This window comes from Thermus caliditerrae (genome assembly GCF_021462525.1).
In the GTDB taxonomy this organism is placed as follows: domain Bacteria; phylum Deinococcota; class Deinococci; order Deinococcales; family Thermaceae; genus Thermus; species Thermus caliditerrae.
Window position 1 is genome coordinate 1 of the sequence record NZ_JAKEDT010000018.1, and the last position, 23,119, is coordinate 23,119.

The following is a 23,119-nucleotide window of genomic DNA, read 5'->3' on the forward strand; positions in this document are numbered from 1 at the left end:
TTCTCCTTCAACCCCATGGCCGCCCTGCGGTTCCTGGGGCTCTATGCAGTATAGCGGTCAAGTCTGGCATCCTGGAGCTCACCTACACCGCCTGGGATCTGGCCCCCCTGGCCCAGGACGTGTGGCAGGAGGCGGACGAGGCCCTGCGGGGGGCCCTCCTGGCCCAGCACCGGGACAACGGGGGCCATCCCGATGCGCCTCCCCCCTGGGCGGAAGGCCCCTACCCCTTCCCCCCCTTCCGCTGGGACGAGGAGCGCCGGGCCCTCTTGCGGGCGGAGCTGGACGCCTACTACGCCCGCCTCTACGGCCTGAACCGCAAGCAACTCCGCTACATCCTGGACCCCGAAGACCTAACCCCCAAGGAGCTTGCCGACATCCTCTCGGACTGGGAAGAGGTGGAAGACCCCCTGGACCCCCAGGCCTACCGCCGCCGCAGGGAGGTCAGCACCTTCCCCGGCGAAACCTTCCGGGTGCTGAGGGAGAAGGAGGAGAAGCGCTTTGGGGAGTACCGCACCAGGAGGTTGGTCCTCGAGGCGTGGGCCAGGCTTTTTGGGAGCAAGGCTTAACATAAGGCCGTGAGCACACCGTTCCAAGAAGAGCCCCTGCAGGTCAACCTTTTTCCCCTCAAGGTGAACCCGGAAGCGGCCAGGGTTTTCCGCTTCCGCCCCAGCAATCCTGAAAAGGCCCTCGCCTTTTTGCGCGCCACCGGATGGTACGCCCTCCAAAAGGACACCGAGGTTTGGGTGTACGGGCTAGAAGCGCCCGAGGTGCATGCCCCCTTCGTGGCCGAGGAGCCGGTGAAGGATTTGCGGGAACGCGTCTTGGCCCTGAACAGCCACCTGAGCCAGAAGCTCAGGACCAAGGGGTTTGTACGGGTGGAAAGCGGTTGGCTGGACCTCGAGGCCTACCGCGTGGCGGAGGGCCAGGTGGCCCAGGGCCCTTGGGCGGGCCGTTCCTTCGCCCTGGTAACCCACCCGGCCTACCGCCTGGAAGTCGTGCGCTTAGAAGGGGGCTTTTTTGCCCTGGTGGACCTGGAGCACAGGGTGCGCAGCCAAGAGGGCTGGGGCGCCTTGCCCGAGGGTTTGGTGGCCTATTTCCAAGCCCTTGCCTCCCCGCACAACCTGCGGGCCCTGGACCCCAAGGCCCGCAGGACCTTCCCCCTGGACCACGCCCCTGCCACCGCTTGGCTCCTCCTTCCCCCCTCGGTTCAGGCGGCCCTCGAGGCCCAGGCCGCCCAGGGCACGGGCACCCGGCGCCTCTCCCTGGATGCCTTTGCCGCCAACCAGTTCCGCTTTGATCGCCTGCTGGAGGCGGTAGCGGCCTTCGCCGACTTCCTGGACCCCACCCCCCTGGCCCTGCCCTCCCCTCTTCCGGTGGTGGCCCAAGGCGGCCTCCGCATGGCCCGGGGCACCGCCACCGAGGCCAAGGAGGTGGAAGCCCTGGGGTTCCTGGAGCCCAAGCGGGTACAGGTCCTCCTGGCCTTCCCCGATGGGGAGACGCTGGAAGTCCGCCAACGCCCCTCGGGCCAGACCTCCGAGCACCTGCGGGTCAGGGAGCGGGGCCGCGAGGAACGCCGCCAAGGCGGGTCCACCTTCACCCGAGAAACCCGGAGGCTTTCCGCACGGGAACTCCTCCTCTACCACTTTGTGGAGCAGGAAAGGCTCCGCTCCAAGGCCCCCCATGTGGTGGAGGCGCTGGCGGGCGTTCCGAGCCTTCGGGAAACCTGGGCCCGCTGGGGCCTGGACCTGGAGCTGGTCCTGCCCCCTGTGCGCTACACCCGAAGCGGGAAGGTGGGGGAAGGGGAGCCCAAGAAGGCGGACCTGGCGGTGATCCTTGCCCCAGAGGACCTAGGGGAAGCCGAGGTGAAGTGGATCAGAGGGCTCCTGAAGCCCTGGGCCTGGACGCAGGTGGTGAACCCCAGCACCCTCACCGAAAAGCCCAAAGCCAAGAGCTTCGCCTACGACCTGGCAGTCCGGGCGGGGGCTCTGCCCTTCCGGCTGGAGGGGTTCACCCGGCACGTCCTGGGCCTGCACCAGGGACGGGAAGGCTTTGCCTGGCGGCTTGTGGACCCTGGCGGGCAGACCCTGGGGCAGGGCCAGGGCCTGCCGGAGGAGGAGCACCTGCCTCCGGACACCCTGGTCCACTACCTCGGGGGAGAGAAAGGCTTGGAGGAGGTCCTGGGCTGGACGGGGAAGCCGGTGGTGTGGCTTCAGGAAAGCCGCCTGCGCTTCTCCCAAAAGGCGCTTCCCTTGGGAAGTTACTTCCCCTTCCTGCCCGAGGCGGCTTACCTGCACACCCATCCGGGCAACCCCGGGTGGCCTCGAGCCCTGCGGGTGGAGGTGGTGCAAGGAGACCTCTCCTTGGAGGAGGCCCTGGCCCAGGTCTACTGGCTCACCAAGCCCGCCGGGGGGCTGTACCGCCCCGGTAAGCTCCCCTTGAGCGTGGTGGAGAAGACCCCTTGGTCCTGGGGCCTGCGGAAGGATGGGATTGCTCTCAATCCAGAAAAAGAGGGGGCTGAATGACCTCCGCCTGCGGCTTTTTCTCCCTTTCTTTCCCTGAAAAGAGCCTATCCTCCAAGCGGTAAAAGCCTTCGCGCCCTGGGGGAAGGGGCTCGGCCAGCCCCGCCTGGATGAGGGCCTGGTTGCCCTCTAAGGGAAGATCCAGGACAAACACGGGGCGACCCAGCTGCCGGGCCTTTTCCACCGCATCCCAAGTGCCGCTTTTTACCTTGCGACCGTCCCGCTCCGTTTCCTTCAAGCCCGTTTGCGCCACCAAGACGGCATCGGCTAGGCTCACCACCAAACGGTTGCGCATCATGGCAAAGCGAGCCTGCCAAGGGACTTGGGGCTCCAACTCGCTAACCAAGACGAGTTTGCCTTCCAGGTAGGGGCCGAAGCGCTTTAGAGCGCGGCGGGCCTCGAGGCTCTCTAGGCCGTAAGGCACCACAGCCACCGCCTGGCCCACTTCCAAAGCGCCCAGGGTGGCTTCGAGGTCCACGCCCCGGGCCAACCCGGAAACCACCGCGTAGCCGTTATCAGCGAAGTAGTAGCCTGCCTCCCAGGCTAACTGAAGAGCTTGGGGGTCAGCGTTGCGGGAGCCTATGACCGCCAGGGCCTGCTTTGGGTTGAGGAGGCTTTCCTGCCCCAGGATATAAAGGGGCGGCGGCCTTCCCTTCGACCCCAGCTCCCGCAGGCGGCGCGGGTAGGCTTCTTCCTCTGGATTCACCCGCTGCAGGCGTAGCTCCATGCCTCCATGCTACAAGGCCCGACGGTCCACGGTGAGGGCGAAGGGCCACACCTCCCGTGCCCCAAGCTGTCGTAGAACCTCAGCGGACACCTCGAGGGTAGCCCCACTTTCCAGAAGATCGTCCAGAAGCAACACCTTTTCGGGCACCCCTCGACTCTCCCCTCGCACGGCACGGGCCAGAACCCGATGCCTTTCCTCATAGGGCAAGTTCTTCACCGAAACCCCATCCGCTTTATGCAAAGCCGGCACCACGGGCACCCGAAGGAGCCGCCCCAGGGCCTCGGCCACCAAGAGCAGGGGTTGCCATGGGCGCTCCAGGCTGTAAGGAGCAGGCACCACGGCCTGGACAGGGAGGGGTTCTTCCCGAAGGACATGAGCCAGGGTAGCCGCCAAACGGTCAGCCAGGAAAGCTGCTTGCCACCGCGCCTGGGCCTCGGGCAGGTCTTTCAGACCGTACTTCAGCCGGTACAGAAGTTCCCCCACGGGGGTGCGCACGTACCTTTCCGGCAAGTCGCGGTTGGGCAAGGTGTGCAGGTCCAGTACCCGCACCTCAAGCCCCCCGCGCGGTACCTTGTCCGGATTGCAGGCCACTGGGGGCAGGGAACTGCCTAACCGCAACAAGCTCCTCGCCCCGTTAGGTCCTAAGGGCTCTGGGGTAAGCCCCCGGACGTACACCCCCTTCACGTCAAGGTTGGCGCGGATGGGGACCAAGGGCCAGCGGCTCAAGGCCCGGCCATCGGCGGTAGCCAGGTCCTCCGGCATGAGCACCCGCACATGGTCCTCGGTGGGGGTAAGAAAAACGGTGCCTATCGGCCAGCTAACGCTCATGCCTACAGTCTAGGTAGGGCCTTTTCCCATTCGCGTGCGCTTTGCACACCGCCACAGGGCCTCGGCGGTAGACTGGGTTCATGCCCTGGAAGCTTTCTCCGGAGGACCTCGAGCCCCAGCGCTGGTTCGGCCAGGTGCTTCCCCAGGTGATCTCGGGGGAAGACCTGGACTGGTCCGAGGTGCCGGAGCCCGAGTGGGGCCGGGTGCAGCCCCTCCTGGCCCCGCTTACCGCCTTGGGCCTTTCGCCCGAAGCGCTGGCCCAGCGCCTGGGGTTGGCCACCATGCCCCCAGGCCTGAAGGGCCTGGCCCTGGGCTGGCTGGGCTTGCCGGGGGTGCAGGAGGCAGCCCATCCTCCCCCGCGGGACCCCTTCCGCCAGCTGGAGCAGGTGCAAAGCGCCTTCCGCGGCTACGCCGAGAGCTTCGTGCTTCCCCGAAACCCCAGGGTCTACGAGGCCATCCGCCGGGGAGTGGAGGAGGAAAGCCTTCTCTGGCGCGAGCCCTTCCTGGCCCGCCAACGGCGCTACCTCCTGGGCCCCAGCGTGGACCAGCTGATCCAGCAGGGCCTGCTTCCCCCAGAAGCCCGCCCCCTCCTGCGGAAAAACCCCGAGGACCTCCAAGACCCAGAGCCCATCCGCCCCTACTGGCACCAGTACGAGGCCCTGGAGGCGGCCTCGAGGGGAGAGAGCTTCGTGGTGGCCACGGGCACCGGCTCGGGCAAGAGCCTGGCCTTTGGCCTGCCCATCCTGGCCTACGCCCTGCGGGAGCGCCGCCCCGGGATCAAGGCCCTCATCGTCTACCCCATGAACGCCCTGGCCAACTCCCAGTACCGGGACTTCGCCCTCCGCCTCCACGGCTCGGGGTTGCGCATCGCCCTCTACAACGGGGACACCCCTGTGAGCCGCAAGGAGGGCCAGGCCCTCCGGGAGCGCCTGGCCCAGGAGCGCCCCGTGAGCGACGCCGAGGTCCTGAGCCGCGAAGAGATCCGCCAGAACCCCCCGGACATCCTCATGACCAACTACGTCCAGCTGGAGCTCCTCCTCACCCGGGGGGAGGACCGCCTCCTCTTCCCCCCGGAGCACCGGGGCGTCCTGCGCTACCTGGTCCTGGACGAGGTACACACCTACGCGGGCCTGCGGGGGGCCGACGTGGCCCTCCTCATCCGGCGGCTCAAGCAGCACACGGGCACCACCCAGACCCTCCAGGTCATCGGCACCTCCGCCACCGTGGACCGGGGGGAAGAAGCCATCCGGCGCTTTGCCTCCCAGCTCTTCGGGGTGCCTGTGGAGCGGGTCATCGGGGAGAGGCACGAGGCCCCACCCCCCCTGGACTGGGGGCTTCTGCCCGCCCCTTTGCGGGAGCAGGTGGAGGGGCAGGAGGAGGCGGTGGTCCGGGCCCTAGCCTTCCTGGAGGAGGCCTTGGCCGATCCCCGGACCCTCTCGGAGCTGGCCCAGGGGCTGGCCCAACAGGCGGGCCTGAGCCAAGAGCTGGCCCGCAGCCACCTGGAGCTGGCCCTGCGGGTGGGGGCGGCCACGGGGCGGCTCGTGCCCCGCATCCACGCCTTCTACGCCCAGGCCCCGGAGCTCACCGCCACCCTAGACCTCTCCGCCCTTTCCCTGCGGGGAGAGCGCTTCCTCAACGACAAGCCCGCCTACCCCGTGGTCCTCTGCCGCAACTGCGGGCAGGAGTACCTGGTGGCCCGCCTCGAGGGGGGGCGCTACCTCCCTGGGCCCTCCCTCCTCCAGCCCTTTTCCGAGGGGGTGCGCTACCTGCGCCCCGCCCCTTGGAACCCCAAAGAGGAGCCGCCCCCCGAGGACTGGCTGGACGGGGAGGGGCGGGTCCGGCGCGACAAGGAACCCCTTCTCCCGGTGAACCTCTCCCTGGACCCCTACACCGGCCAGGAGAGCCCCGAAGGGGTAGCGGTGGCCGTTCTCCCCTACCCCTTCCAGTTCTGCCCCACCTGCCAGGTGGCCCACTCCCGGCGGGGCAGCGAGATCCGCAAGCTTTCCGCCTTCGGCCTGGTGGGACGCTCCACCGCCACAGACGTGCTCCTCCTGGCCACCCTGTCCAGCCTGCCGCCTGAGGAGCGCAAGGTCATCGTCTTCACCGACAACCGCCAGGATGCCGAGTTCCAGGCGGCCCACTTTCAAGACCTCTTCCGCAAGGTGCTCTTCCGGCAGACGGTCTTGGAAGTGCTCCAAGGGGGGCCCGTGTACCTGGGGGTGCTGGGAGATCGGGTCTACGAGGTGTGGCGGCAAAGCGACCCCCGCCCCGAGACGACCCCCCTCTTTGACCTCTACGCCCCCGAGGGCCAGGCCTTCCGCCAGCTCCTTTCCCTGGCGGCGGTCCTCGAGGCCACCCGCAACACCCAGCCCAACCTGAAGAACCTGGAGGCCGCCGGGCTGGTGCGCTACCGCTACCGCCACCTGGACCACCTGCTGGAAAGGGAGGAGGTCTGGGGTAAGGCAGGGAAGCTTCCCCAGGAGGTGCGGCGGGACTTTCTGGTGGGCTTCCTGGACCTCATGCGCCGCCGGGGGGCCTTCTACCACCCCTTGCTGGACCCCTGGCGGTTCCGCCTGGAGGTGGAGGAAAAGCTCTTCTTGTACCCGCAGGAGGTCTTCGTGGAGCCCGTGGGGGCGGCCCTGGTTCTGGAGTACCCCCAGGGGTCAGCGCCCCGCTACGGGCACACCTTCCGCCTCTACGGCGAGCGGCGCCCCAGCCTTTTTGAGGCTTGGGCCATGGCCGCCCTGTGCCTTTCCTGGGAGGAGGCCCGGGCCCTCTTGAAGCGCCTGGTGAGCGCCCTAAAGGAGCCAGAGCTGGGCCTCCTCAAGGCCCACAGCCTGCCCGCCTGGGGCCGGGGCCAGGTGCACGGGCTGGTGCTCAGCCCGAACGCCGTCCAGGTGGAAGCCACGGGAGGCCGCTTCCTCTACTGCCCCCGCAGCACCTACACCGGGGACCTCGAGGCCCTGCGCCTCTCCCCCGAGTACCCGGCGCAGTCCCTGGAGGAGCGGGAAGTCCACCTCTTCTACCAGGAGCTCTACGGGCGGCGGAGCTTCTCTACGCCCCTGGAGGCCCGGGCCCACTCCGGCCAGGTGGCGGGGGAGGAACGGCGCAGGCTGGAGGAGCGCTTCCGCGATCCCCAGGATCCCCTGGTCGTCCTGGTGGCCACCCCCACCCTGGAGATGGGCATTGACATCGGAGCGCTGTCCAGCGTCTTCCTGCGCAACATCCCCCCCTCCCCCGCCAGCTACGCCCAGCGCTCCGGGCGGGCGGGGCGGAAAGGCCAGCCTGCCCTGGTGCAGGCCTTCGCCGGGGCCTCGGGGCACGACGCCTACTTCTACCGCTACCCGGAGAAGATGGTCCGGGGCACCATCGAGGCCCCCCGCTTCCTCCTGGACAACCCCCGCCTCCTCAAAGCCCACGTGCGGGCCCTGGTGCTGGAGGTGCTGGCCCAAGGCGGCTTTTCCCTGCCCCGCACCCTAAAGGATGCGGTGGACGTGGAGGACCTGGCCGGGGGACTGCCCCTCAAAGCCGCCTTCCGCCAGGACCTGGCGGAGCGCCTGCACGGGACCCGGGAGGGGATCCTCGAGGCGGTGCGCCAAGCCTTCGCCGAGGAGATGGGCCGCTTTCCCTGGTTCACCGGGGAACTGGTGGCCCAGGTGGTGGACGGCTTCGTGGGAGACCTGGACCAGGAACTTGGCCCCTGGCGCCAGGAGTTTCAGGACGCCCAAGGGCGCTATGCGGAGTACACCGCCCGCCTGCGGGGCATGGGGCCCAAACACCCCCTACTGAAGGAGATGCAGGAGGAAGTAAGCCGGGCTGAGACCCAGCGGGCTCACCTGGTGGACCTGGACCTGCGGGACTACCTGGCGGGACGAGGCTTTCTGCCCAACTACGCCTTCGCCCGGGCCCTCTCCTGGGCCGAGCTTTTGGAGCCGGGTCGGGAGGTGCGCCGCCTGGAGCGCCCTCCCTTCATCGCCCTCACGGAGCTGGCCCCGGGCAACGCCGTCTACTACCGGGGCCGACGCTACACCCTGGAACGGGCCGCCTTCCTGCCCAAGCGGGCCTCCTTGGAGCGGGGCAAGCGGTGCACCTGCGGCCACGTGGAAACCCTGGGGAACACCTGCCGGGCCTGCGGCAAGGACCTCTCCTCCATCCCCCCCGCCGTCCTCCTCTCCCCCCTTCCCGTGACCCTGGGAGTGCCCCGGCGGCGCATCGCCAGCGACGAGGAAGAACGGGCCCGCCTGGGCTACGAGGTGGCCTGGGACTACCGCAAGGCCTCCCCCCGGCGCTTCCGTTCTGGGGAGGTGGTCCTCCTTTACGAGCACAACGCCCAGGTGGTGGCTCTGAACAAGGGGCTCAGGGCCTGGATGGGCGAGGAAGGCGACAAGCCCCTGAGCGGGGGCTTTGTGGTCTGCGAGCGGTGCCGCCGCTTCCTCCTCAGCGAGAAGGAGCTGGAGGAACACCCCAGCCGGGAGGGAAAGCGAGGCCGCTGCCCCGCAGGCGCCACCCCGGAGGACCTGATGGGCAACCTGGTCTTCCAGGCGGAGGCTGAGGCCGACACCTTGGCCCTGGAGGTGCCCTTGCCCCCCGGGATGGACCGCAGCCACACCGTGCCCTTTTACAAAAGCCTTCTGGCCGCCTTCCGCAAAGCGGCCCTCGTGACCTTAGAGCTGGCAGACGACGAGCTTTTTGGCTTCCTCCAGCCTCTGCCCCGGCCCGAGGCTCCCTTCCGGGTGGTCCTGGTGGAGGGGCAAGAGGGGGGCCTAGGGGCCCTGGCGGCGCTGGCGGCGTGGCCCGGGCAGGAGGTGCCCCACCCCCTCCACCGCCTGGCCCAAACCGCCCTGCGCCTCATGCACGAGGGGGAAGAAGGGTGCGAACGGGCCTGCTACGAATGCCTCATGGACTACGCCAACCAGCCCGACCACGCGCTTCTGGACCGGAACCTGGTCCTACCCTTTTTCCGCTCGCTCCAGGAGGCCCAGTTCATCCCGGAGGAAGACGGGGAGCACCTGGAGCGGCTCCTAAAGGCCTGCGAGAGCGAGCTGGAGCGCCGCTGGCTTCGGGAGGCCAAGAGGCGGGGCTTTCCCTTGCCCGAGGAGGCCCAGCACCCCTTCCCCGCAGGCGACACCTTCACCCGCTTTGACTTCTTCTATCGGGTGGGGGTGGGGGTGTACGTGGACGGGCCCAGCCACCAGGATCCAGAGCGGGCCCAGCTGGACCGGCGCCTGCGGGAGGCCTTGGCCCTCCAGGGGGTGCCCTTCGTGGTCTTCCGGGAGGGAGAGGACTGGGGGCGGGGCTTTGCCGAGCTGGCCGCCCTCCTGGAGCGCGCCCGGGGATAAGCTCCAGGCGGTCGGAAGACCTGGAGCGCCCGCCAAGCGCCCACGAACGAGGGCGGTTCCGGGGTTAAAGACGAAAGAAGACAGCCTTGGGGGCTTTCTCCTTCAAGCCCATGGCTGCCCCGCGGTTCCTAGGGCTCTAGGCGGTACAGCGGTCAAGTCTGTTGGACCAGCACCTCGGGCTGGAGCCTGGCGGCCTTGCCCCTCTTCATATGGATGGGGGAGGTCCTCTACCGCTCCCGGCTCGCCCAGGGGCTTTTCCAGGGGCTTAGCCCCCTCCTCGCCCGGCTTCCCGGGGGGCTTCTCCACGTGAACGTGGTGGCCAGCGCCCTCTTCGCCGCGGTCATCGGCTCCTCCGCCGCCACCACCGCCACCGTGGGCCGCTTCACCCTGCCCGAGCTCCTAAGGCGGGGCTACCCCAAGCCCCTGGCCCTGGGCTCCTTGGCGGGGGCGGGTACCCTGGGCTTCCTCATCCCCCCCAGCGTGGTCATGATCGTCTACGGGGTCATGGCCGAGGTTTCGGTGGCCCGGCTCTTCATGGCGGGCGTGGTGCCGGGAGTGGTCCTCACCCTCCTGTTCATGCTCCTCCTGGGCCTTCTGGCCCTGGCGCGGCGAAGGGAACTCCCCCAGGAACCCAAGCGGCCCTTGGGGGAAATCCTGAAGGGGCTTTTCGGCGTCCTCCCCGTCCTCTTTCTCATCCTTTTGGTCCTGGGCTCCATCTACCTGGGGGTGGCCACCCCCACGGAGGCCGCGGCCATCGGGGTGGCAGGGGCTTTGCTCCTCGCCGCTTTGAACCGGGAGCTTTCCTTCCCCATGTTCCAGGAAAGCCTTCTAGGGGCGGTGCGCGCCACCAGCATGATCGGCCTCATCCTGGCGGGGGCGGGGGTGCTCACCCTGGCCATGGGCTTCACCGGCATCCCCCGGTCCCTGGCCGCTTGGGCCGTGGAGGCGGGGATCACCCCGGTGCTCCTCATCGTCTTCTTGAGCCTGGTCTACATCGTGCTGGGCTGGTTTTTGGATGGCATCTCCATCGTGGTCCTCACCATCAGCGTCATCCTGCCGGTGGTGAAGGCCATCGGGGTGGACCCCTTGTGGTTCGGGGTCTACCTGGTGATCATGGTGGAGCTGGCCCAGATCACGCCGCCCGTGGGCTTCAACCTCTTCGTCATCCAGTCCCTCACCGGGGAGGACCTCTTCCAGATCGCCCGCTACGCCCTGCCCTTCATGGGGGTGCTCCTCTTTATGGTGGTCCTCCTCCTGGCCTTCCCGGAGCTGGCCACCTGGCTTCCCCGGACCATGACGGGGGGATAAGGTGCGCATCCTTCCCGTCTGGAGCGGGTTCCCCGGGCAAAGCCACCGGGGCTACCTGGGGCTTTCCAGTGCCTACCTCGTCCTGGCTTCCAAAACGATCCTCTACGACACGCTGGGCTTTGGCGAACGGGAGGGGCTAGGGCAACGCCTTTCCGCCTTGGGCGTCCCCCTCGAGGCCGTGGAGGTGGTGGTCTTGAGCCACCTGCACTTCGACCACGCGGCCAACGTGGACCTTTTCCCCCAGGCGGAGGTGGTGGTCCATGAACGGGAGTTGGACCACGCGGAAAGAGTGGCGCAAAACCCCCGCCGTGACCCCGCTTGCCTCTACGTCCTCCTACCCCTTCTGGAACGCCTGCGGCTCAGGGCGGTGCGGGAGGAGGGGGAGCTTCTCCCGGGCCTACGGCTCCTCCACCTTCCAGGGCACACGCCAGGGCTTTTGGGCCTCGAGGTCCAGGGTGCCGGTGCCCTGGTAAGCGATGCGGTCAAAAGCCGCTTCGACCTCGAGGGGCCACCAGCCCTCCCTTGCGTGGACCCCGAGGAAGCCCTGAGGAGCCGCCTGCGGGTCCTAAAGCATCCCCGCATCTTCCCGGGCCACGACGTGCCCCTGGTGCGCATCGGAAACCGCTTTGTTCCCGAGGGCATGGCCGAACTCCGCCTGTTCTACGGGGAGCAGGAGGCAAGGTTTATCCTGTGAACCAGGAGGTGCTCCATGCGAATAGACCTCAACGCCGATGCCGGGGAGTCCTATGGGGTCTTTACCTACGGCCATGATGGGGAGATCTTCCCTCTGGTGACCTCGGTGAACCTGGCCTCTGGCTTCCACGGGGGAAGCCCAAGCCGGATGCGGGAGGCGGTGGCCCTGGCCAAGGCCCACGGGGTGGCGGTGGGGGCCCACCCGGGCTTTCCCGACCTGGTGGGCTTTGGCCGCCGGGAGATGGCCCTTGCCCCTGACGAGATGTACGCGGACGTGCTTTACCAGATCGGAGCCCTTCACGCCTTCCTCAAGGCGGAGGGCCTAAGGCTCCACCACGTGAAGCCCCACGGGGCCCTTTACCTCAAGGCCTGCCGCGACCGGGAAACGGCGCGGGCCATCGCCGAGGCGGTGAAGGCCTTTGACCCCGAGGTGCCCCTGGTGGTCCTCCCCGGCACGGTGTACGAGGAGGAGGCCAAACGGGCGGGCCTGAGGGTGGTCCTCGAGGCCTTCCCCGAAAGGGCCTACCTGCGAAGCGGCCAGCTCGCCCCCCGCTCCCTGCCAGGAAGCTGGATCACCGATCCCCAAGAGGCCGCCCGCAGGGCCCTGAGGATGGTCCTGGAAGGCCGGGTGGAGGCCCTGGACGGAGGGGAAGTGGAGGTCCGGGCAGAGACGCTTTGCATCCACGGGGACAACCCCCGGGGGCCCGAGGTGGCCCAGGCGGTAAGGAAGGCCCTGGAGGAAGCCGGGGTGGAGATCCGGGCCTTTTAGCGCCACACCCCCCGCTCCCGGAAGTAACGGACCGCCCCCTCGTGGTAGGGCACCTTGCCCCCGCGGGAGCGCACCGCATTTTCCAAGGTGGTGTCCCGGGCCGGGGCCACGGCGGCATACAAGCTCGGTTCCCCCTGGTAGGCCATGAGGGCCGCGTCCGGAAGCACGGTGCCGCAGTAGTACACCCCCCTTGCCGGGTCCGTGCGGTCCCGCAGGAGCATGAGGTTCTCGATGGAGCCCCCGGACTGCATGGCCTGGGCCTGGACTACCCCCGCTTTGTTGAGGATCTCCGCCACCGCGGTGCCGTAATAGAAGTAGACGCCGCCTACGCCGCCGGTACCGATGAGCACCTGGTGCTTTTGCGCCAGGGCCATCCCCAGTCCAACGACCACGACCAGCCAACGCATGGTTCACCTCCGGAGTACGCCTAGAGGCTACACGCTGGCAGGTCGCGGCGCAACCCTTTCCCTGGAGCTCTGGGCCCTAGCCCGGAACCGTCCTCGAGGCCCGCATCCCCGCCTGGGCCGCAGCCAAGCGGGCGGTAAGCACCCGGAAGGGGCTTGCCGAGGTGTAGTCCAGGAGGTCGGCCACGAACTGCACGCTCCTGGCCTCCCCTCCGTGCTCCCCGCAAAGGCCAAGCTTCAGCCTGGGGTTGGCCCGCCTGCCCTCCTCCACCGCCAGCCGAAGCAGCCTCCCCACCCCCTTTTCGTCCAGACGCTCCGTGGGGTCAAAGGGGAAAAGACCCTCCTCCACGTAGCGGGGGAGGAACTTCCCGGCGTCGTCCCGGGACAGGCCAAAGGCCATCTGGGTGAGGTCGTTGGTGCCGAAGCTGAAGAAGTCCACCAGGGGGGCGATCTCCGTGGCCAGAAGCGCTGCCCGCGGGGTTTCGATCATGGTGCCGAAGGGGATGGGGCCGTACTCCTGGAAGAGTTCCTCGGCCAGGGCCTTGGCCCGTTCCACCTCCTTGGGGTCGGCCACCAGGGGCACCATCACCTCGGGGCGGGGGTCAAAACCCTCCTCCTTAAGCTCCTTGGCCGCCTCCAGAAGCGCCCTTAGCTGCATGCGGAAAATGGCCGGGCGCAGGAGGAGGAGCCGCACGCCGCGGAAGCCCAGCATGGGGTTCTGCTCGTGGAGGGCTTTGGCCCTTCCCAAAAGGGCTTGGGCCTCCTCGTCCCCGGCGCGGGCCTTCCCCTCGAGGTCCGGCAAGGGGGGCAGGAACTCGTGCAGGGGCGGGTCCAAAAGGCGCACGGTGACGGGCAGGCCGTCCATGGCCTTGAGGATCTCTTTGAAGTCCGTCTTCTGGAAGGCGAAGAGCCTCTCCAAGGCCTCCGCCTCCTCCTCGGGCGTGCGGGCCAGGATCAGGCGGCGCACCCAGGGGATGCGCTCCTCGTGGAAGAACATGTGCTCGGTGCGGCAAAGCCCGATGCCCTCCGCGCCGAAGGCCCGGGCCCTCTGGGCGTCCTCGGGGGTGTCGGCGTTGGCCCTGACCCCAAGGTGTCGGTGCGGCTCGGCCCAAGCCAGGAGCTCCTGCAAAAGGGCCTCGCCTGCGGACTCCACCAAGGCCACCGCCCCCAGGTACACCTCCCCGGTGCTGCCGTCGATGGTGAGGACCTCCCCCTCCTTGAACTCCAAGCCCCCCACCTGGGCCCTCCCCTCCTCGGGGTACACCCTAAGGGCCTCGGCCCCCACCACCGCGGGCACCCCCAGGCCCCGGGCCACCACGGCCGCGTGGGAGGTCAGGCCCCCTCGGGCGGTGAGAATGCCCCGGGAGAGGTACATGCCGGTGATGTCCTCGGGGGTGGTCTCGGGGCGCACCAGGATGGTGGGCAAGCCTTGGGCATGGAAGCGCTCCGCGGCCTCGTTGCTGAAGACCGCATGGCCCACGGCGGCCCCCGGGCTGGCGGGAAGCCCCTTAAGGATGGGCTCAGGGGCCCGGTCCCGGTCCACCGCGGGCCGGAGGAGGCCGGGAAGGGCGTTGGCCTCCACCCGGGCCACGGCCTCCTCCTTGGTGATGACACCCTCCTTGGCCATCTCCACCGCGATTTTCACCGCCGCCTGCGCGGTGCGCTTCCCCGCGCGGGTTTGCAGAAGGTAAAGCTTCCCCCGCTCCACGGTGAACTCAAAGTCCTGCATGTCCCGGAAGTGGCGCTCCAGGAGGAGGGCCACCCCCTCGAGCTCGCGGTAAAGCTCTGGAGCATACTCCTTGAGGCGCTCCAGGGGTTCCGGGGTGCGGATACCCGCCACCACGTCCTCCCCTTGGGCGTTCCTCAGGTACTCCCCGTAAAGCCCCTTTTCCCCCATGGCCGGGTTGCGGGTAAAGCCCACCCCGGTGCCGGAGTCCTCCCCCAGGTTGCCGAAGACCATGGCCTGGACCACCACCGCCGTCCCCAGGTCCTCGGGGATGCCGTAAATGCGGCGGTAGGTCCTGGCCCTGGGGTTTTGCCAGCTGCGGAACACCGCCAGGATGGCCCCTTGGAGCTGGTCCCAGGGATCCATGGGAAAGGGGGTGTCCCGGGCCTCGAGGTGGCGCAGGTACTGGAAGCTGAGTTCTTCCAAGTCCTCGGGGGAAAGCTCGGCATCGGAGGCCACGCCCCGGCGCTCCTTAAGGGCGGAAAGCTTCGCCTCAAAGACCTCCGCCTTCTCCCCCAAGACCACCTCCCCGTACATGGCGAGGAGGCGGCGGAAGGCGTCCCAGGCAAAGCGGGGGTTGCCCGTGGCCCGGGCGAGGACCTGGACCCCCTCGAGGTTCAGGCCCAAGTTCAAGATGGTGTCCATCATGCCGGGCATGGACACCGGGGCCCCGCTGCGCACGGAAACGAGCAGGGGAGGGGTAACCCCCTCCCCGTGGCCGAAGCGCTTGCCCGTTAGGCCCTCGAGGGCCGAAAGCTTGGCCCTGACCTCCTCCCACAGCCCCGGCACCGCCCCCTCCCTGAGGAAGCGGCGGCAGGCTTCCGTGGTGATGATGAGGGCCGGGGGAACAGGGAGCCCGGCTTGGGCCATCTCCGCAAGCCCGTACCCTTTACCGCCCAAAAGGTCCCGGGAAAGCCCCCGGGCCTCCGAGAGAAGGTACACACGCGTGTTCACCCTCTGAGTTTTTCCCAGAGCATGGAAGCATGGAAAGGTGTAGTCTTCCGAAGGCTACACCGCTTTTCTCCCTACACCGCCCGCGGGGTAGGCTGTCCCCGTGGACCCCCGCCTGCTGGCCCTCCTTTCCGGCGTGCTTTTGGGCACGGTGAGCGAAAGCAGCCTGGCCCCTGCCCTCCCCCTCCTGGCCCGCGTCCACCACGTGGGGCCAGAAGCGGCCCAGGGAGCGGTGTCCCTGGGCCTTCTGGGCGCGGCCTTGGCGTACCTGCCCGTGGCCGGGTTGGCGAGCCGCATAGGAGCCCAGCGCCTGTTCCGGCTGGGTTTGGTGCTGCACGGGGCTTTGGCCTTTGCCCTCGCCCTGGCGCCCCGCCTGGACCTCATCCTTGGCCTGCGCTTCCTTCAGGGGGTGGCCACGGCCATGGTGGTGGGGCTGGTGCCGGGCCTGGCGACCAGCGCCTTCCCCCAGGCCCGGGGCTACGCCATGGGCCTGGTGGCCAGCACCGTGGCCACCGGCACCCTTCTCGGACCAGCTTTGGGAGGAATGGCCGCCACCTGGGGCCTCCCCTACGTCTTCCTCCTCCCCTTGCCCGCCGCTCTTCTGGCCCTGCTCCTTTCCCGCAACCTGCCCCCGCTACCCCGCCAAAGGGGTACCCTGGTCCACCTTCTCCAAACTCCCGGCTTTCCCCGGGCGCTGTTGGCCACCTCCCTCTACTTCCTCCACACCCTGGGCACCACCGTGGCCCTGGCCTTTCACCTGGGAGCAGAGGGGCTCTCGCCCAGGGCCATTGGAGGGCTCCTCCTCCTCGGTCCCGTCCAGCTCCTCCTCCTGGGCGCCTGGGCAGGGCGCGCCGCGGACCGCCTGGGGTACAACCGCATGGCCCTTCTCGGGGCCTACCTCTTGGTAGCCGCTGGCGTGGGTTTCGCCCTTTTGCCCCTCTGGCATCCCCTTTGGGGCTCCGCCCTGGGGCTCCTCCTCCTCGGGGTCGGGCGGGCCCTTTTCCAAGCGGCCAACAACGCCCAGGTGCTCGCCCTGGCCCCGGGGGGCCTCGAGGGCCTGGCCTCAGGAGCCCTTTCCGTGGCCCGCGCCTTAGGACAGGCGGTAGGGAGCACCCTGGCGGGCACCTCCTTGGCCCTCGCTTACCGGACGCTGGCCGACCACCACCTGGCCTTCGCCCTCACCACCCTGGGCCTCACCCTCTTCATGGGCCTCTCCGCCTGGCTGATGAGGTCCCAAGGGCGGCGCCCTTCGGCTCCTTTCAGAACGGATGGTCCCTCTCCCGAGGAAAAGTGAGGGCCTCCTAAGTACCCGCACGCAAAGGTTACCCCACCGGCCAAAGCCAAAGTGGCGTGCTCATGCCCTCTTTGGGGCCCCCCCCCCCNGTAGCCCAGAGGGGGCTCAGGCGGTAAAAGAGGTCCATGGTCCTTGCGTCCTGGCCCAGGAGGACGCGGAAGGCATCGCGCTCCACCGCGTCCAGGAGGATTTTGGCCGCACGATCTGGCTCCAAAAGGGGTATCTTAGCCCCTTCCCCAGCCTGGGGGGCCTCCACCCCGGAGTGCTGGGCAATGCCGGTGCGCATGGCCCCAGGGAGCGCCAGGGTCACCCTCACCGGGGTACTCTGAAGCTCCGCCCAAAGGCCCTCGGTGAGGAGCTTCACCGCGGCCTTGGAGGCCCCATACGCCGTCTGCCCGGGCACCGGGAGAAAGCCTCCCATGCTGGAAACGTTCACCAGGTGGGCTTCGGGCCGGGCGAGGAGGCGAGGCAAAAAGGCCAGGGTCATGTGCAGGGTTCCGTAGAAGTTGACCCGTATCACCCGCTCAATGGCAGGCGGATCCAGCTCCCAAAGGCGCTTGAAGGGCTGGATGATGCCGGCGTTGTTGATGAGGCCATCCACCTGGCCGTGGAAGGCTTCCACCTCTGCGGGAAGGGCCTCCACCCGCAACCGGTCAGCCACGTCCACGGGATGCAGGCTGAGCCCCTGGGCCATGGTGCCCGCCTGGGTGCGGGTGGCCTCGAGGGCCTCAGGCCGGAGGTCCACCGCGGCTACCCGGGCCCCACGCCGTAGAAGCTCCAAGACCAAGGCCTGCCCCAGGCCGCTACCCGCCCCCGTAACCACCACGACCTTGCCCTTGACCTTCATCGCCGCCTCCCCTTTGAGGCTACACCCAAAGCGCCATCCCCGGACCCCACCAAGGGGTGGCGCCGCGCAGGCCCTACTCCCCGGCCCTCCAGCGCTCCCTAAGCCGGGCGAAGATCTCCGCCACCTTGGCCTTGGGCAGGATCACCTGCTCCGTGCGCCCCCGGCCGATCGGATCCCCCAGCTCGTTGTAGGCCACCATGCTGGCGTGCACCCGGTTTCCCTCTGTGCCCTCGTGCCGGGCCACGATCCGCACCCGCATCCCCGGCAGGGCCGAGGCCAGGTGGCGCACCTCCACGTAGCTCCCGATCCCCTCCTCCCCTTCCTCCAAAAAGGGAAGGATGATCTTGCGCCCGGCCAGCTCCATGTGCTTGGCCATCCAGTAGGTGGCGTAGACCGGGTGCACGGGGCCAAGCTCCTCGAAGTCCACGGTCATCGCCTCGGTGACCACGGTTTCGAACGTGGCCTCAAACCCGATGGGGATAGGGCGCATGGTCTACTTCCTCAGGTCCAAAACCCGGCGGAGCTTGCCCCCCTCGCTCCTGGGGGCCTCCCCCGGGGCCAGGAGGGTGACCCGCATGCTCACCCCGATGGTGTCCTTGATCTTGTGGGCCACCTTCTCCCGGAGGGCGTGGAGGCGGTGGTCCGCCTCGATGACCTCGTCGGAAAGGGCCTTCTTGCCGACCTCCTGGAAGAAGGCCTCGGAAACCTCCACCTTGAGCTCGGCCTCGTCCAGGGTGCCCTCCCGCCGCACCACGATCTGGTAGTAGGGCTCCACCTCGGGAATGCCCAGGAGGACCGCCTCCACCTGCGTGGGGTAGACGTTCACCCCGCGGATGATGAGCATGTCGTCGGTGCGGCCCAGGATGGGGCCCATGCGCACGTGGGTGCGGCCGCAGGAGCAGGCCTCGTAGGTGAGGAAGGTGAGGTCCCCGGTCCAGTACCGCAAAAGGGGCATGGCCTCCTTGGTGAGGGTGGTGAAGACCAAGACCCCCACCTTGCCCTCGGGAAGAGGCTCCCCCGTGTCCGGGTCCACCACCTCGGGGAGGAAGTGGTCCTCCCAGATGTGGCTTCCCTGGCGCTCCTCCACGCACTCGTTGGCCACCCCAGGACCGATGATCTCCGAGAGGCCGTAGATGTTGGTGCTCCTCACCCCAAGCCCCTCGTCCACCTGCTTCCGGATGGCCTCGGTCCAGGGCTCAGCGCCCAGCACGGCGTATTCCAAGGATAGCTCCTCCGGGGAAACCCCCCGCTTCCGGAACTCCTCCGCCAGGGTCTGGGCGTAGGAAGGGGTGCAGGAGATCACCTCGGGGCGGAAGTCCTGGATGAGCATGAGCTGGCGCTCGGTCATGCCGCCGGAGACCGGCACCACCGTCATCCCCAGGGCCTCGGCCCCGGCGTGCAGGCCCAAGCCCCCGGTGAAGAGGCCGTAGCCGTAGGCGTTGTGGAGCATCATCCCTGGCTTAGCCCCCGCCGCCGCCAGGGAGCGGGCCACCACCTCGGCGAAAACCTGCAGGTCCTTCTTGGTGTAGCCCACCACCGTGGGCTTGCCGGTGGTGCCGCTACTGGCGTGGATGCGGGCCACCTCCTCCCGGGGCACGGCGAAGAGGCCGAAGGGGTAGTTCTCCCGGAGGTGGTCCTTGCGGGTGAAGGGGAGCCGGGGCAGGTCCTCGAGGGTCCGCACCCCCTTGGGGTCCACCCCCGCTTCGTCCAGAAGCCTTCGGTAAAAGGGCACCCTCTCGTACACATAGGCCACCACGGCCCTAAGCCTTTCCTCCTGCAAACCCCTAAGCCTTTCCCTGGACAGGGTTTCCAATTCCGGTTGGTACATCATCCCTCCTCCTCCCATCCAGAGTTCTGCCCGGAAGGTACCCCTTCCCCTGCACCGGGAAAAGCATCCCCTCCCAGGCGAAACACCGTTCCCGTGAATAAGGCCACCAGTTTCCCCTCGGACACCACCTCCACCCGGTAGGTGGCGGTGCGCCGGGAGAGGTTCACCTCCTTGGCCCTAGCCTCCACCCAGGCCCCGGCGGTCGCGGGACGGAAGTAGTCCATGCGGCAGGAGAGGGCCACCGCCGGGCCCCGGGCGTTGGAGGCCAGGGCGAAGGCGCTGTCCGCCAAGGCGTAGAGGAAGCCCCCGTGGGCGGTGCCGTGGAGGTTCAGGTGGCTCTCCCCCACCACCCCGGCCACCACCGCCTCCCCCGGGGCCAGGTGCCGGACCTCGAGGCCCAAAGCCGCCATGAAGGGATCGGGCCTCATCCCTCCTCCACCTCCCGGGAGAGGCCCAGGTAGGCCTCCACCACCTTGGGGTCCTGGCGCAGGGCCTCCGCCGGGCCCTCCAAGGCCACCTCCCCCGCCTCCAGGACCAGCCCCCGGTCGGCCAAGGAGAGGGCCACCTTGGCGTTTTGCTCCACCAGGAGCAGGGTGGTGCCCTCCCGCTTCAGCTCCCCCAGGATGCGGTAGATCTCCCGCACCATCAGGGGGGCCAGGCCCAAGGAGGGCTCGTCCAGAAGCAGGATCCGGGGCCTGGCCATGAGGGCCCGGCCGATGGCCAGCATCTGCTGCTCCCCCCCCGAAAGGGTGCCCGCGGGCTGCCGCCTGCGCTCCAAAAGCCGGGGGAAAAGGGCATAGACCCGCTCCAGGTCGGGCCGGAGGTGTTGCCGCTTGCGGAAGCGGTGGAACCCCCCCAGGAGGAGGTTGTCCTCCACGGAAAGCCCGGGGAAGAGGGCCCGGCCCTCGGGCACCAGAACCAGGCCCCGCTCCAAGAGGGCCTCGGGGCTCCTGGGCCTGAGCTCCTCCCCGCCCAGATACACCCGCCCCTCCGCCTGGGCCAGGCCCAGGAGCCCCCGCAAGACCGAGGTCTTCCCCGCCCCGTTGGGGCCGATGAGGGTGAGGGCTTCCCCCTCCTCCAGGGCGAAGCTCACCTCGCGGACCGCCTCGAGGGCCCCGTAGCGCACGGTGAACCCTTCCACCCTGAGTAGGCTCATGCCGCTTCCTCCTCCCCCAGGTAAGCCGCCCGCACCAAGGGGTTCCGCTGCACCTCCCGGGGCGTGCCCTCGGCGATCTTCTGCCCGTAGTTCATGACCACCACCCGGTCCGCCAGGCCCATGATCAGGTCCATGTCGTGGTCCACGATGAGGATGGTGTACCCCTCCCGGGCGAGGGAGCGGAGGAGGTGGGCAAGCTCCCGCTTCTCCCGGGCGCGAAGCCCCGCCGCCGGCTCGTCCAGGAGGAGCACCTCGGCGCCCGAGGCCAGCAACCTGGCGATTTCCAGGAGGCGCTGCTGCCCCACCGCCAGGCGCTCCGCCCGCTCCAGGGCCAAGGACTCCAGGCCCACCCGCCTGAGGGCCCCGTAGGCGGTGGCCAGGGCCCGCTCCTCCTCCCGGCGGTGCAGGCCCAAAAGCACCTGGGGGAAGCCCGCCCGGGTCCGGGCGAAGGTGCCCAAGGCAGCGTTTTCCAGCACGGTGAGCTCCGGGAAGAGGTGGGGGTGCTGGAAGGTGCGGCCCAGGCCCAGAAGGTGCACCCGGTGAGGCGGGAGGCCGGTGACCTCCCGCCCGAAGAGGAAGACCTTCCCTCCATCGGGCACCAGGGTGCCGGTGATCAGGTTGAAGAGGGTGGTCTTGCCCGCCCCGTTGGGGCCGATCAAGGCCAGGATCTCCCCCCGCCTCAGGTCGAAGGAAACCCCTGCCACCGCCATCAGTCCCCCGAAGGACTTCTGCAAGCCCTGGACCCCCAGAACCACCTCACCCCGGGGGCCTTTGGGGCTCTTGAGGGGAAGGGGTTCCGCCTTGGGTAGCCCTGGGTCCCGGCTCGGCAGATACCGCTCCACCATGGGCCAGAGGCCCTTGGGGGCCAGGATGAGGATCAGGGCCAGAATAAGGCCATAGCCGATGGTCTCGTAGTTGCCCTGCCGCCCCAAGAGGAGGGGCAGGAGGTCCTTTAACCAGTCCTCGAGGCCGGTGAAAAAGGCCGCCCCCAGCATCACCCCGGGGATGCTCCCCACCCCCCCGGCCACGGCCATCACCAGGTACTTGATGGAGGCCTCGAGGCTGAAGGGCGTGGGGTTCACGAAGCGCAGGAAGTGGGCGTACAAAAACCCCGCAAGCCCCGCAATGGCCCCCGAGAGCAAGAAGGCCATGAGGCGCAACCGCGCCGGGTCCACCCCAAAGCTGGCCGCGGCCAGGGCGTCCCCCCGCATAGCCAAAAGCGCCCTTCCCAGACGGCTTTCCCGCAGGTTGTAAAGGGCGAGGACCAGAAGCACCAGGAGGAAGAGGGTGAAGAGGGCGTAGCGGAACCCCGTGTCCACGGGTAGGCCGAAGAGGACCAAGGGGGGAAGGTCGGTGAGCCCGGTGTGCCCCCCGGTGAGGCCCACCAGGTTCCCCGCCAGGATGTAGAGGGCCACCTGCCACGCGATGGTGGAAAGGGGCAGGAAGTGCCCTTTGAGCCGCACCGTGAGAGCCCCCAGGACCAAGGCCAGGAGGAGGGAGAGGGCTAGGCCCGCCAAAAGCCCCACCCAGGGGGAAAGCCCGGCCTTGACCGCAAGGAGGGCGGTGGCATAAGCCCCCATCCCCATAAAAGCCGCCTGGGCGAAGCTGGTCATGCCCGCCAGGCCGGTGAGCACGTAGAGGGAAAGGGCCACCATGGCGGAAAGAGCAAAGAAGTTGAGGAGGGTCAGGTAGAAGGGGAAAGGCGCAAGCCCCAAGGGCAGGAGCAGGAGCAAAAACCACAGGTAGCGCATCACTCCTCCACCGCGCGCACCCTGAAGCTCTGGTAGAAGAGCGCGGGCACCAAGAGCAAAAAGACCAAGGCCTCCTTATAGGCGCTGGCGTAGAAGCTGGTGAAACTCTCAAAAAAGCCTACTGCCAGCGCCCCCAAGAAGGCCACCGGGTAGCTGGCCAGCCCCCCCAGGATGGCCGCCACGAAGCCCTTTAAGCCCAGCATGAAGCCCATGAAATAGGCGGCGTTGATGAGGGGGGCCAGGAGGAGCCCGGAAAGGGCGGCCAGAAGGCTGGCGATGCCGAAAGCCACCATCCCCGCTTCCTGGGGCGGGATGCCAGAGAGCCTGGCCCCAAGCCGGTTTTCCGCCGCCGCCAGCAGGGCCTTGCCGAAAAGGGACCGACGGAAAAACAGATAGAGCCCCAACACGCTGCCCACAGCGAAGAGGAGGACCAGGACCCCTTGCCAGGAAAGCCCCACCACCGCGTCACCCCTAAGAAGGGGCTCGGGACGGAACTGCTCGGGACCGAAGAAGACGAGGCCCAACCCCTGGTAGGCCACATGCAGCCCCACGGCCATGATGAGGAAAGCCAGCACCGTGGCTTCCCGCATGGGCTGGAAGAAGACCCGGTAGCTGGCCACCCCCAGGTAGACCACCAGGAGGACCACCGCCGGGTAGGCGAGGGGCGGGAAGCGCAGGGCGAGGAAAAAGACCAGGAGAAGGCCCATTCCCCCCAAGAGGGGCAAGGCAGCCCCACGCCCCCGGGCCAAAAGCGCCCAGGCTCCCCCCAGCACCAGGGCCAGCCAGAGGGTGCCGGGAAGCTTCCCCGAAAGGAGCCAGACCAGGGAAAGGGGCGCAAACATGAGAAGCTCCCCGATGGGCACGAAGATCACCCGGGTTACAGCGAAGACCAGAACCAGGGATAGGGCCAGGAGGCCGTACACGACCCCGTTCTGCAACCCGTCCAGGAGGAGGAAGCCGAGGATGGTGGCGTCCATGG

General features: G+C 68.5%; 15 protein-coding genes and 3 pseudogenes. 7 read left to right on the forward strand and 11 right to left on the reverse strand.

Going from position 1 to position 23,119, the window contains the following annotated elements:
- Together L1088_RS09490 and L1088_RS09495 are read left to right on the forward strand one after the other, a co-directional pair.
- Nucleotides 1-566: pseudogene (locus tag L1088_RS09490) on the forward strand (Eco57I restriction-modification methylase domain-containing protein); the annotation flags it as partial.
- Nucleotides 567-575: 9 nt separating this feature from the next.
- Complete coding sequence (locus tag L1088_RS09495; protein ID WP_234554764.1) at nt 576-2,522, forward strand: hypothetical protein; 1,947 nt, start codon at nt 576-578, stop codon at nt 2,520-2,522.
- On the opposite strand, the gene L1088_RS09500 is transcribed toward L1088_RS09495, so the two are convergent.
- Both L1088_RS09500 and L1088_RS09505 read right to left on the reverse strand, forming a co-directional pair.
- Complete coding sequence (locus tag L1088_RS09500) at nt 2,494-3,246, reverse strand: DNA-processing protein DprA (RefSeq protein WP_234554765.1); 753 nt, start codon at nt 3,244-3,246, stop codon at nt 2,494-2,496. The genes L1088_RS09495 and L1088_RS09500 overlap by 29 nt on opposite strands.
- A gap of 9 nt (nt 3,247-3,255) precedes the next feature.
- Complete coding sequence (locus L1088_RS09505; protein WP_234554766.1) at nt 3,256-4,074, reverse strand: ComF family protein; 819 nt, start codon at nt 4,072-4,074, stop codon at nt 3,256-3,258.
- 80 nt (nt 4,075-4,154) lie between these two features.
- On the opposite strand from L1088_RS09505, the gene L1088_RS12480 reads away from it, so the two are divergent.
- The 4 genes and pseudogenes from L1088_RS12480 (at nt 4,155) to L1088_RS09530 (ending at nt 12,183) form a co-directional block, all read left to right on the forward strand.
- Nucleotides 4,155-9,413, forward strand: coding sequence for a DEAD/DEAH box helicase (locus tag L1088_RS12480; protein ID WP_267961190.1), 5,259 nt, complete (start codon nt 4,155-4,157; stop codon nt 9,411-9,413).
- 162 nt (nt 9,414-9,575) lie between these two features.
- Nucleotides 9,576-10,721, forward strand: a pseudogene (locus L1088_RS09520) (TRAP transporter large permease); the annotation flags it as partial.
- A 1-nt stretch (nt 10,722) separates the two neighbouring features.
- Nucleotides 10,723-11,415 (forward strand): MBL fold metallo-hydrolase, encoded by a 693-nt coding sequence (locus tag L1088_RS09525; protein WP_234554768.1) that lies wholly within the window; start codon nt 10,723-10,725, stop codon nt 11,413-11,415.
- 15 nt (nt 11,416-11,430) lie between these two features.
- Entirely contained in the window at nt 11,431-12,183 is a 753-nt protein-coding gene (locus tag L1088_RS09530) for a LamB/YcsF family protein (protein ID WP_234554769.1), read from the forward strand.
- Between the two features lie 95 nt (nt 12,184-12,278).
- Here the strand turns inward: L1088_RS09530 and L1088_RS09535 are convergent.
- Nucleotides 12,279-12,590: pseudogene (locus L1088_RS09535) on the reverse strand (TAXI family TRAP transporter solute-binding subunit); the annotation flags it as partial.
- Nucleotides 12,591-12,666: 76 nt separating this feature from the next.
- Nucleotides 12,667-15,267 (reverse strand): pyruvate, phosphate dikinase, encoded by a 2,601-nt coding sequence (ppdK, locus tag L1088_RS09540; RefSeq protein ID WP_234554771.1) that lies wholly within the window; start codon nt 15,265-15,267, stop codon nt 12,667-12,669.
- A gap of 100 nt (nt 15,268-15,367) precedes the next feature.
- Between ppdK and L1088_RS09545 the strand changes: the two genes are divergently transcribed.
- Nucleotides 15,368-16,558: an MFS transporter gene (locus L1088_RS09545; protein ID WP_234554773.1), complete on the forward strand. Its 1,191-nt coding sequence runs from the start codon at nt 15,368-15,370 to the stop codon at nt 16,556-16,558.
- Nucleotides 16,559-16,586: 28 nt separating this feature from the next.
- Here the strand turns inward: L1088_RS09545 and L1088_RS09550 are convergent, their stop codons facing one another.
- The 7 genes from L1088_RS09550 to L1088_RS09580 all read right to left on the reverse strand — a co-directional run bounded on the left by L1088_RS09550 (nt 16,587) and on the right by L1088_RS09580 (nt 23,117).
- Nucleotides 16,587-17,405, reverse strand: a complete 819-nt coding sequence (locus L1088_RS09550; RefSeq protein ID WP_234554776.1) for an SDR family NAD(P)-dependent oxidoreductase — start codon at nt 17,403-17,405, stop codon at nt 16,587-16,589.
- Nucleotides 17,406-17,478: 73 nt separating this feature from the next.
- Nucleotides 17,479-17,895 carry a thioesterase family protein gene (locus L1088_RS09555; protein WP_234554778.1) on the reverse strand — a complete coding sequence of 139 codons (417 nt, stop codon included), beginning with the start codon at nt 17,893-17,895 and terminating at the stop codon, nt 17,479-17,481.
- A gap of 3 nt (nt 17,896-17,898) precedes the next feature.
- Entirely contained in the window at nt 17,899-19,233 is a 1,335-nt protein-coding gene (locus L1088_RS09560) for a phenylacetate--CoA ligase family protein (protein WP_234554780.1), read from the reverse strand.
- Nucleotides 19,233-19,661, reverse strand: a complete 429-nt coding sequence (gene paaI / locus L1088_RS09565) for a hydroxyphenylacetyl-CoA thioesterase PaaI (protein ID WP_267961191.1) — start codon at nt 19,659-19,661, stop codon at nt 19,233-19,235. The genes L1088_RS09560 and paaI overlap by 1 nt, the downstream gene beginning before the upstream one ends.
- Nucleotides 19,658-20,389 carry an ABC transporter ATP-binding protein gene (locus L1088_RS09570; RefSeq protein WP_234554782.1) on the reverse strand — a complete coding sequence of 244 codons (732 nt, stop codon included), beginning with the start codon at nt 20,387-20,389 and terminating at the stop codon, nt 19,658-19,660. The genes paaI and L1088_RS09570 overlap by 4 nt, the downstream gene beginning before the upstream one ends.
- Nucleotides 20,386-22,140, reverse strand: a complete 1,755-nt coding sequence (locus tag L1088_RS09575; RefSeq protein ID WP_234554784.1) for a branched-chain amino acid ABC transporter ATP-binding protein/permease — start codon at nt 22,138-22,140, stop codon at nt 20,386-20,388. Before L1088_RS09575 ends, L1088_RS09570 begins: the two co-directional genes overlap by 4 nt.
- On the reverse strand, nt 22,140-23,117 hold the full coding sequence (locus L1088_RS09580) for a branched-chain amino acid ABC transporter permease (protein ID WP_234554786.1): 978 nt from the start codon (nt 23,115-23,117) through the stop codon (nt 22,140-22,142). The genes L1088_RS09575 and L1088_RS09580 overlap by 1 nt, the downstream gene beginning before the upstream one ends.
- Nucleotides 23,118-23,119: the final 2 nt, after the last annotated feature.

Coding starts and splice junctions, on each gene's coding strand:
- L1088_RS09560 (WP_234554780.1), bottom strand. CDS start 19,233: ATGTACCAACCGGAATTGGAAACCCTGTCCAGGGAAAGGCTTAGGGGT.
- L1088_RS09580 (WP_234554786.1), bottom strand. CDS start 23,117: ATGGACGCCACCATCCTCGGCTTCCTCCTCCTGGACGGGTTGCAGAAC.
- L1088_RS09570 (WP_234554782.1), bottom strand. CDS start 20,389: ATGAGCCTACTCAGGGTGGAAGGGTTCACCGTGCGCTACGGGGCCCTC.
- L1088_RS09575 (WP_234554784.1), bottom strand. CDS start 22,140: ATGCGCTACCTGTGGTTTTTGCTCCTGCTCCTGCCCTTGGGGCTTGCG.
- L1088_RS09500 (WP_234554765.1), bottom strand. CDS start 3,246: ATGGAGCTACGCCTGCAGCGGGTGAATCCAGAGGAAGAAGCCTACCCG.
- L1088_RS09555 (WP_234554778.1), bottom strand. CDS start 17,895: ATGCGCCCTATCCCCATCGGGTTTGAGGCCACGTTCGAAACCGTGGTC.
- paaI (WP_267961191.1), bottom strand. CDS start 19,661: ATGAGGCCCGATCCCTTCATGGCGGCTTTGGGCCTCGAGGTCCGGCAC.
- L1088_RS09505 (WP_234554766.1), bottom strand. CDS start 4,074: ATGAGCGTTAGCTGGCCGATAGGCACCGTTTTTCTTACCCCCACCGAG.
- L1088_RS09530 (WP_234554769.1), top strand. CDS start 11,431: ATGCGAATAGACCTCAACGCCGATGCCGGGGAGTCCTATGGGGTCTTT.
- L1088_RS12480 (WP_267961190.1), top strand. CDS start 4,155: ATGCCCTGGAAGCTTTCTCCGGAGGACCTCGAGCCCCAGCGCTGGTTC.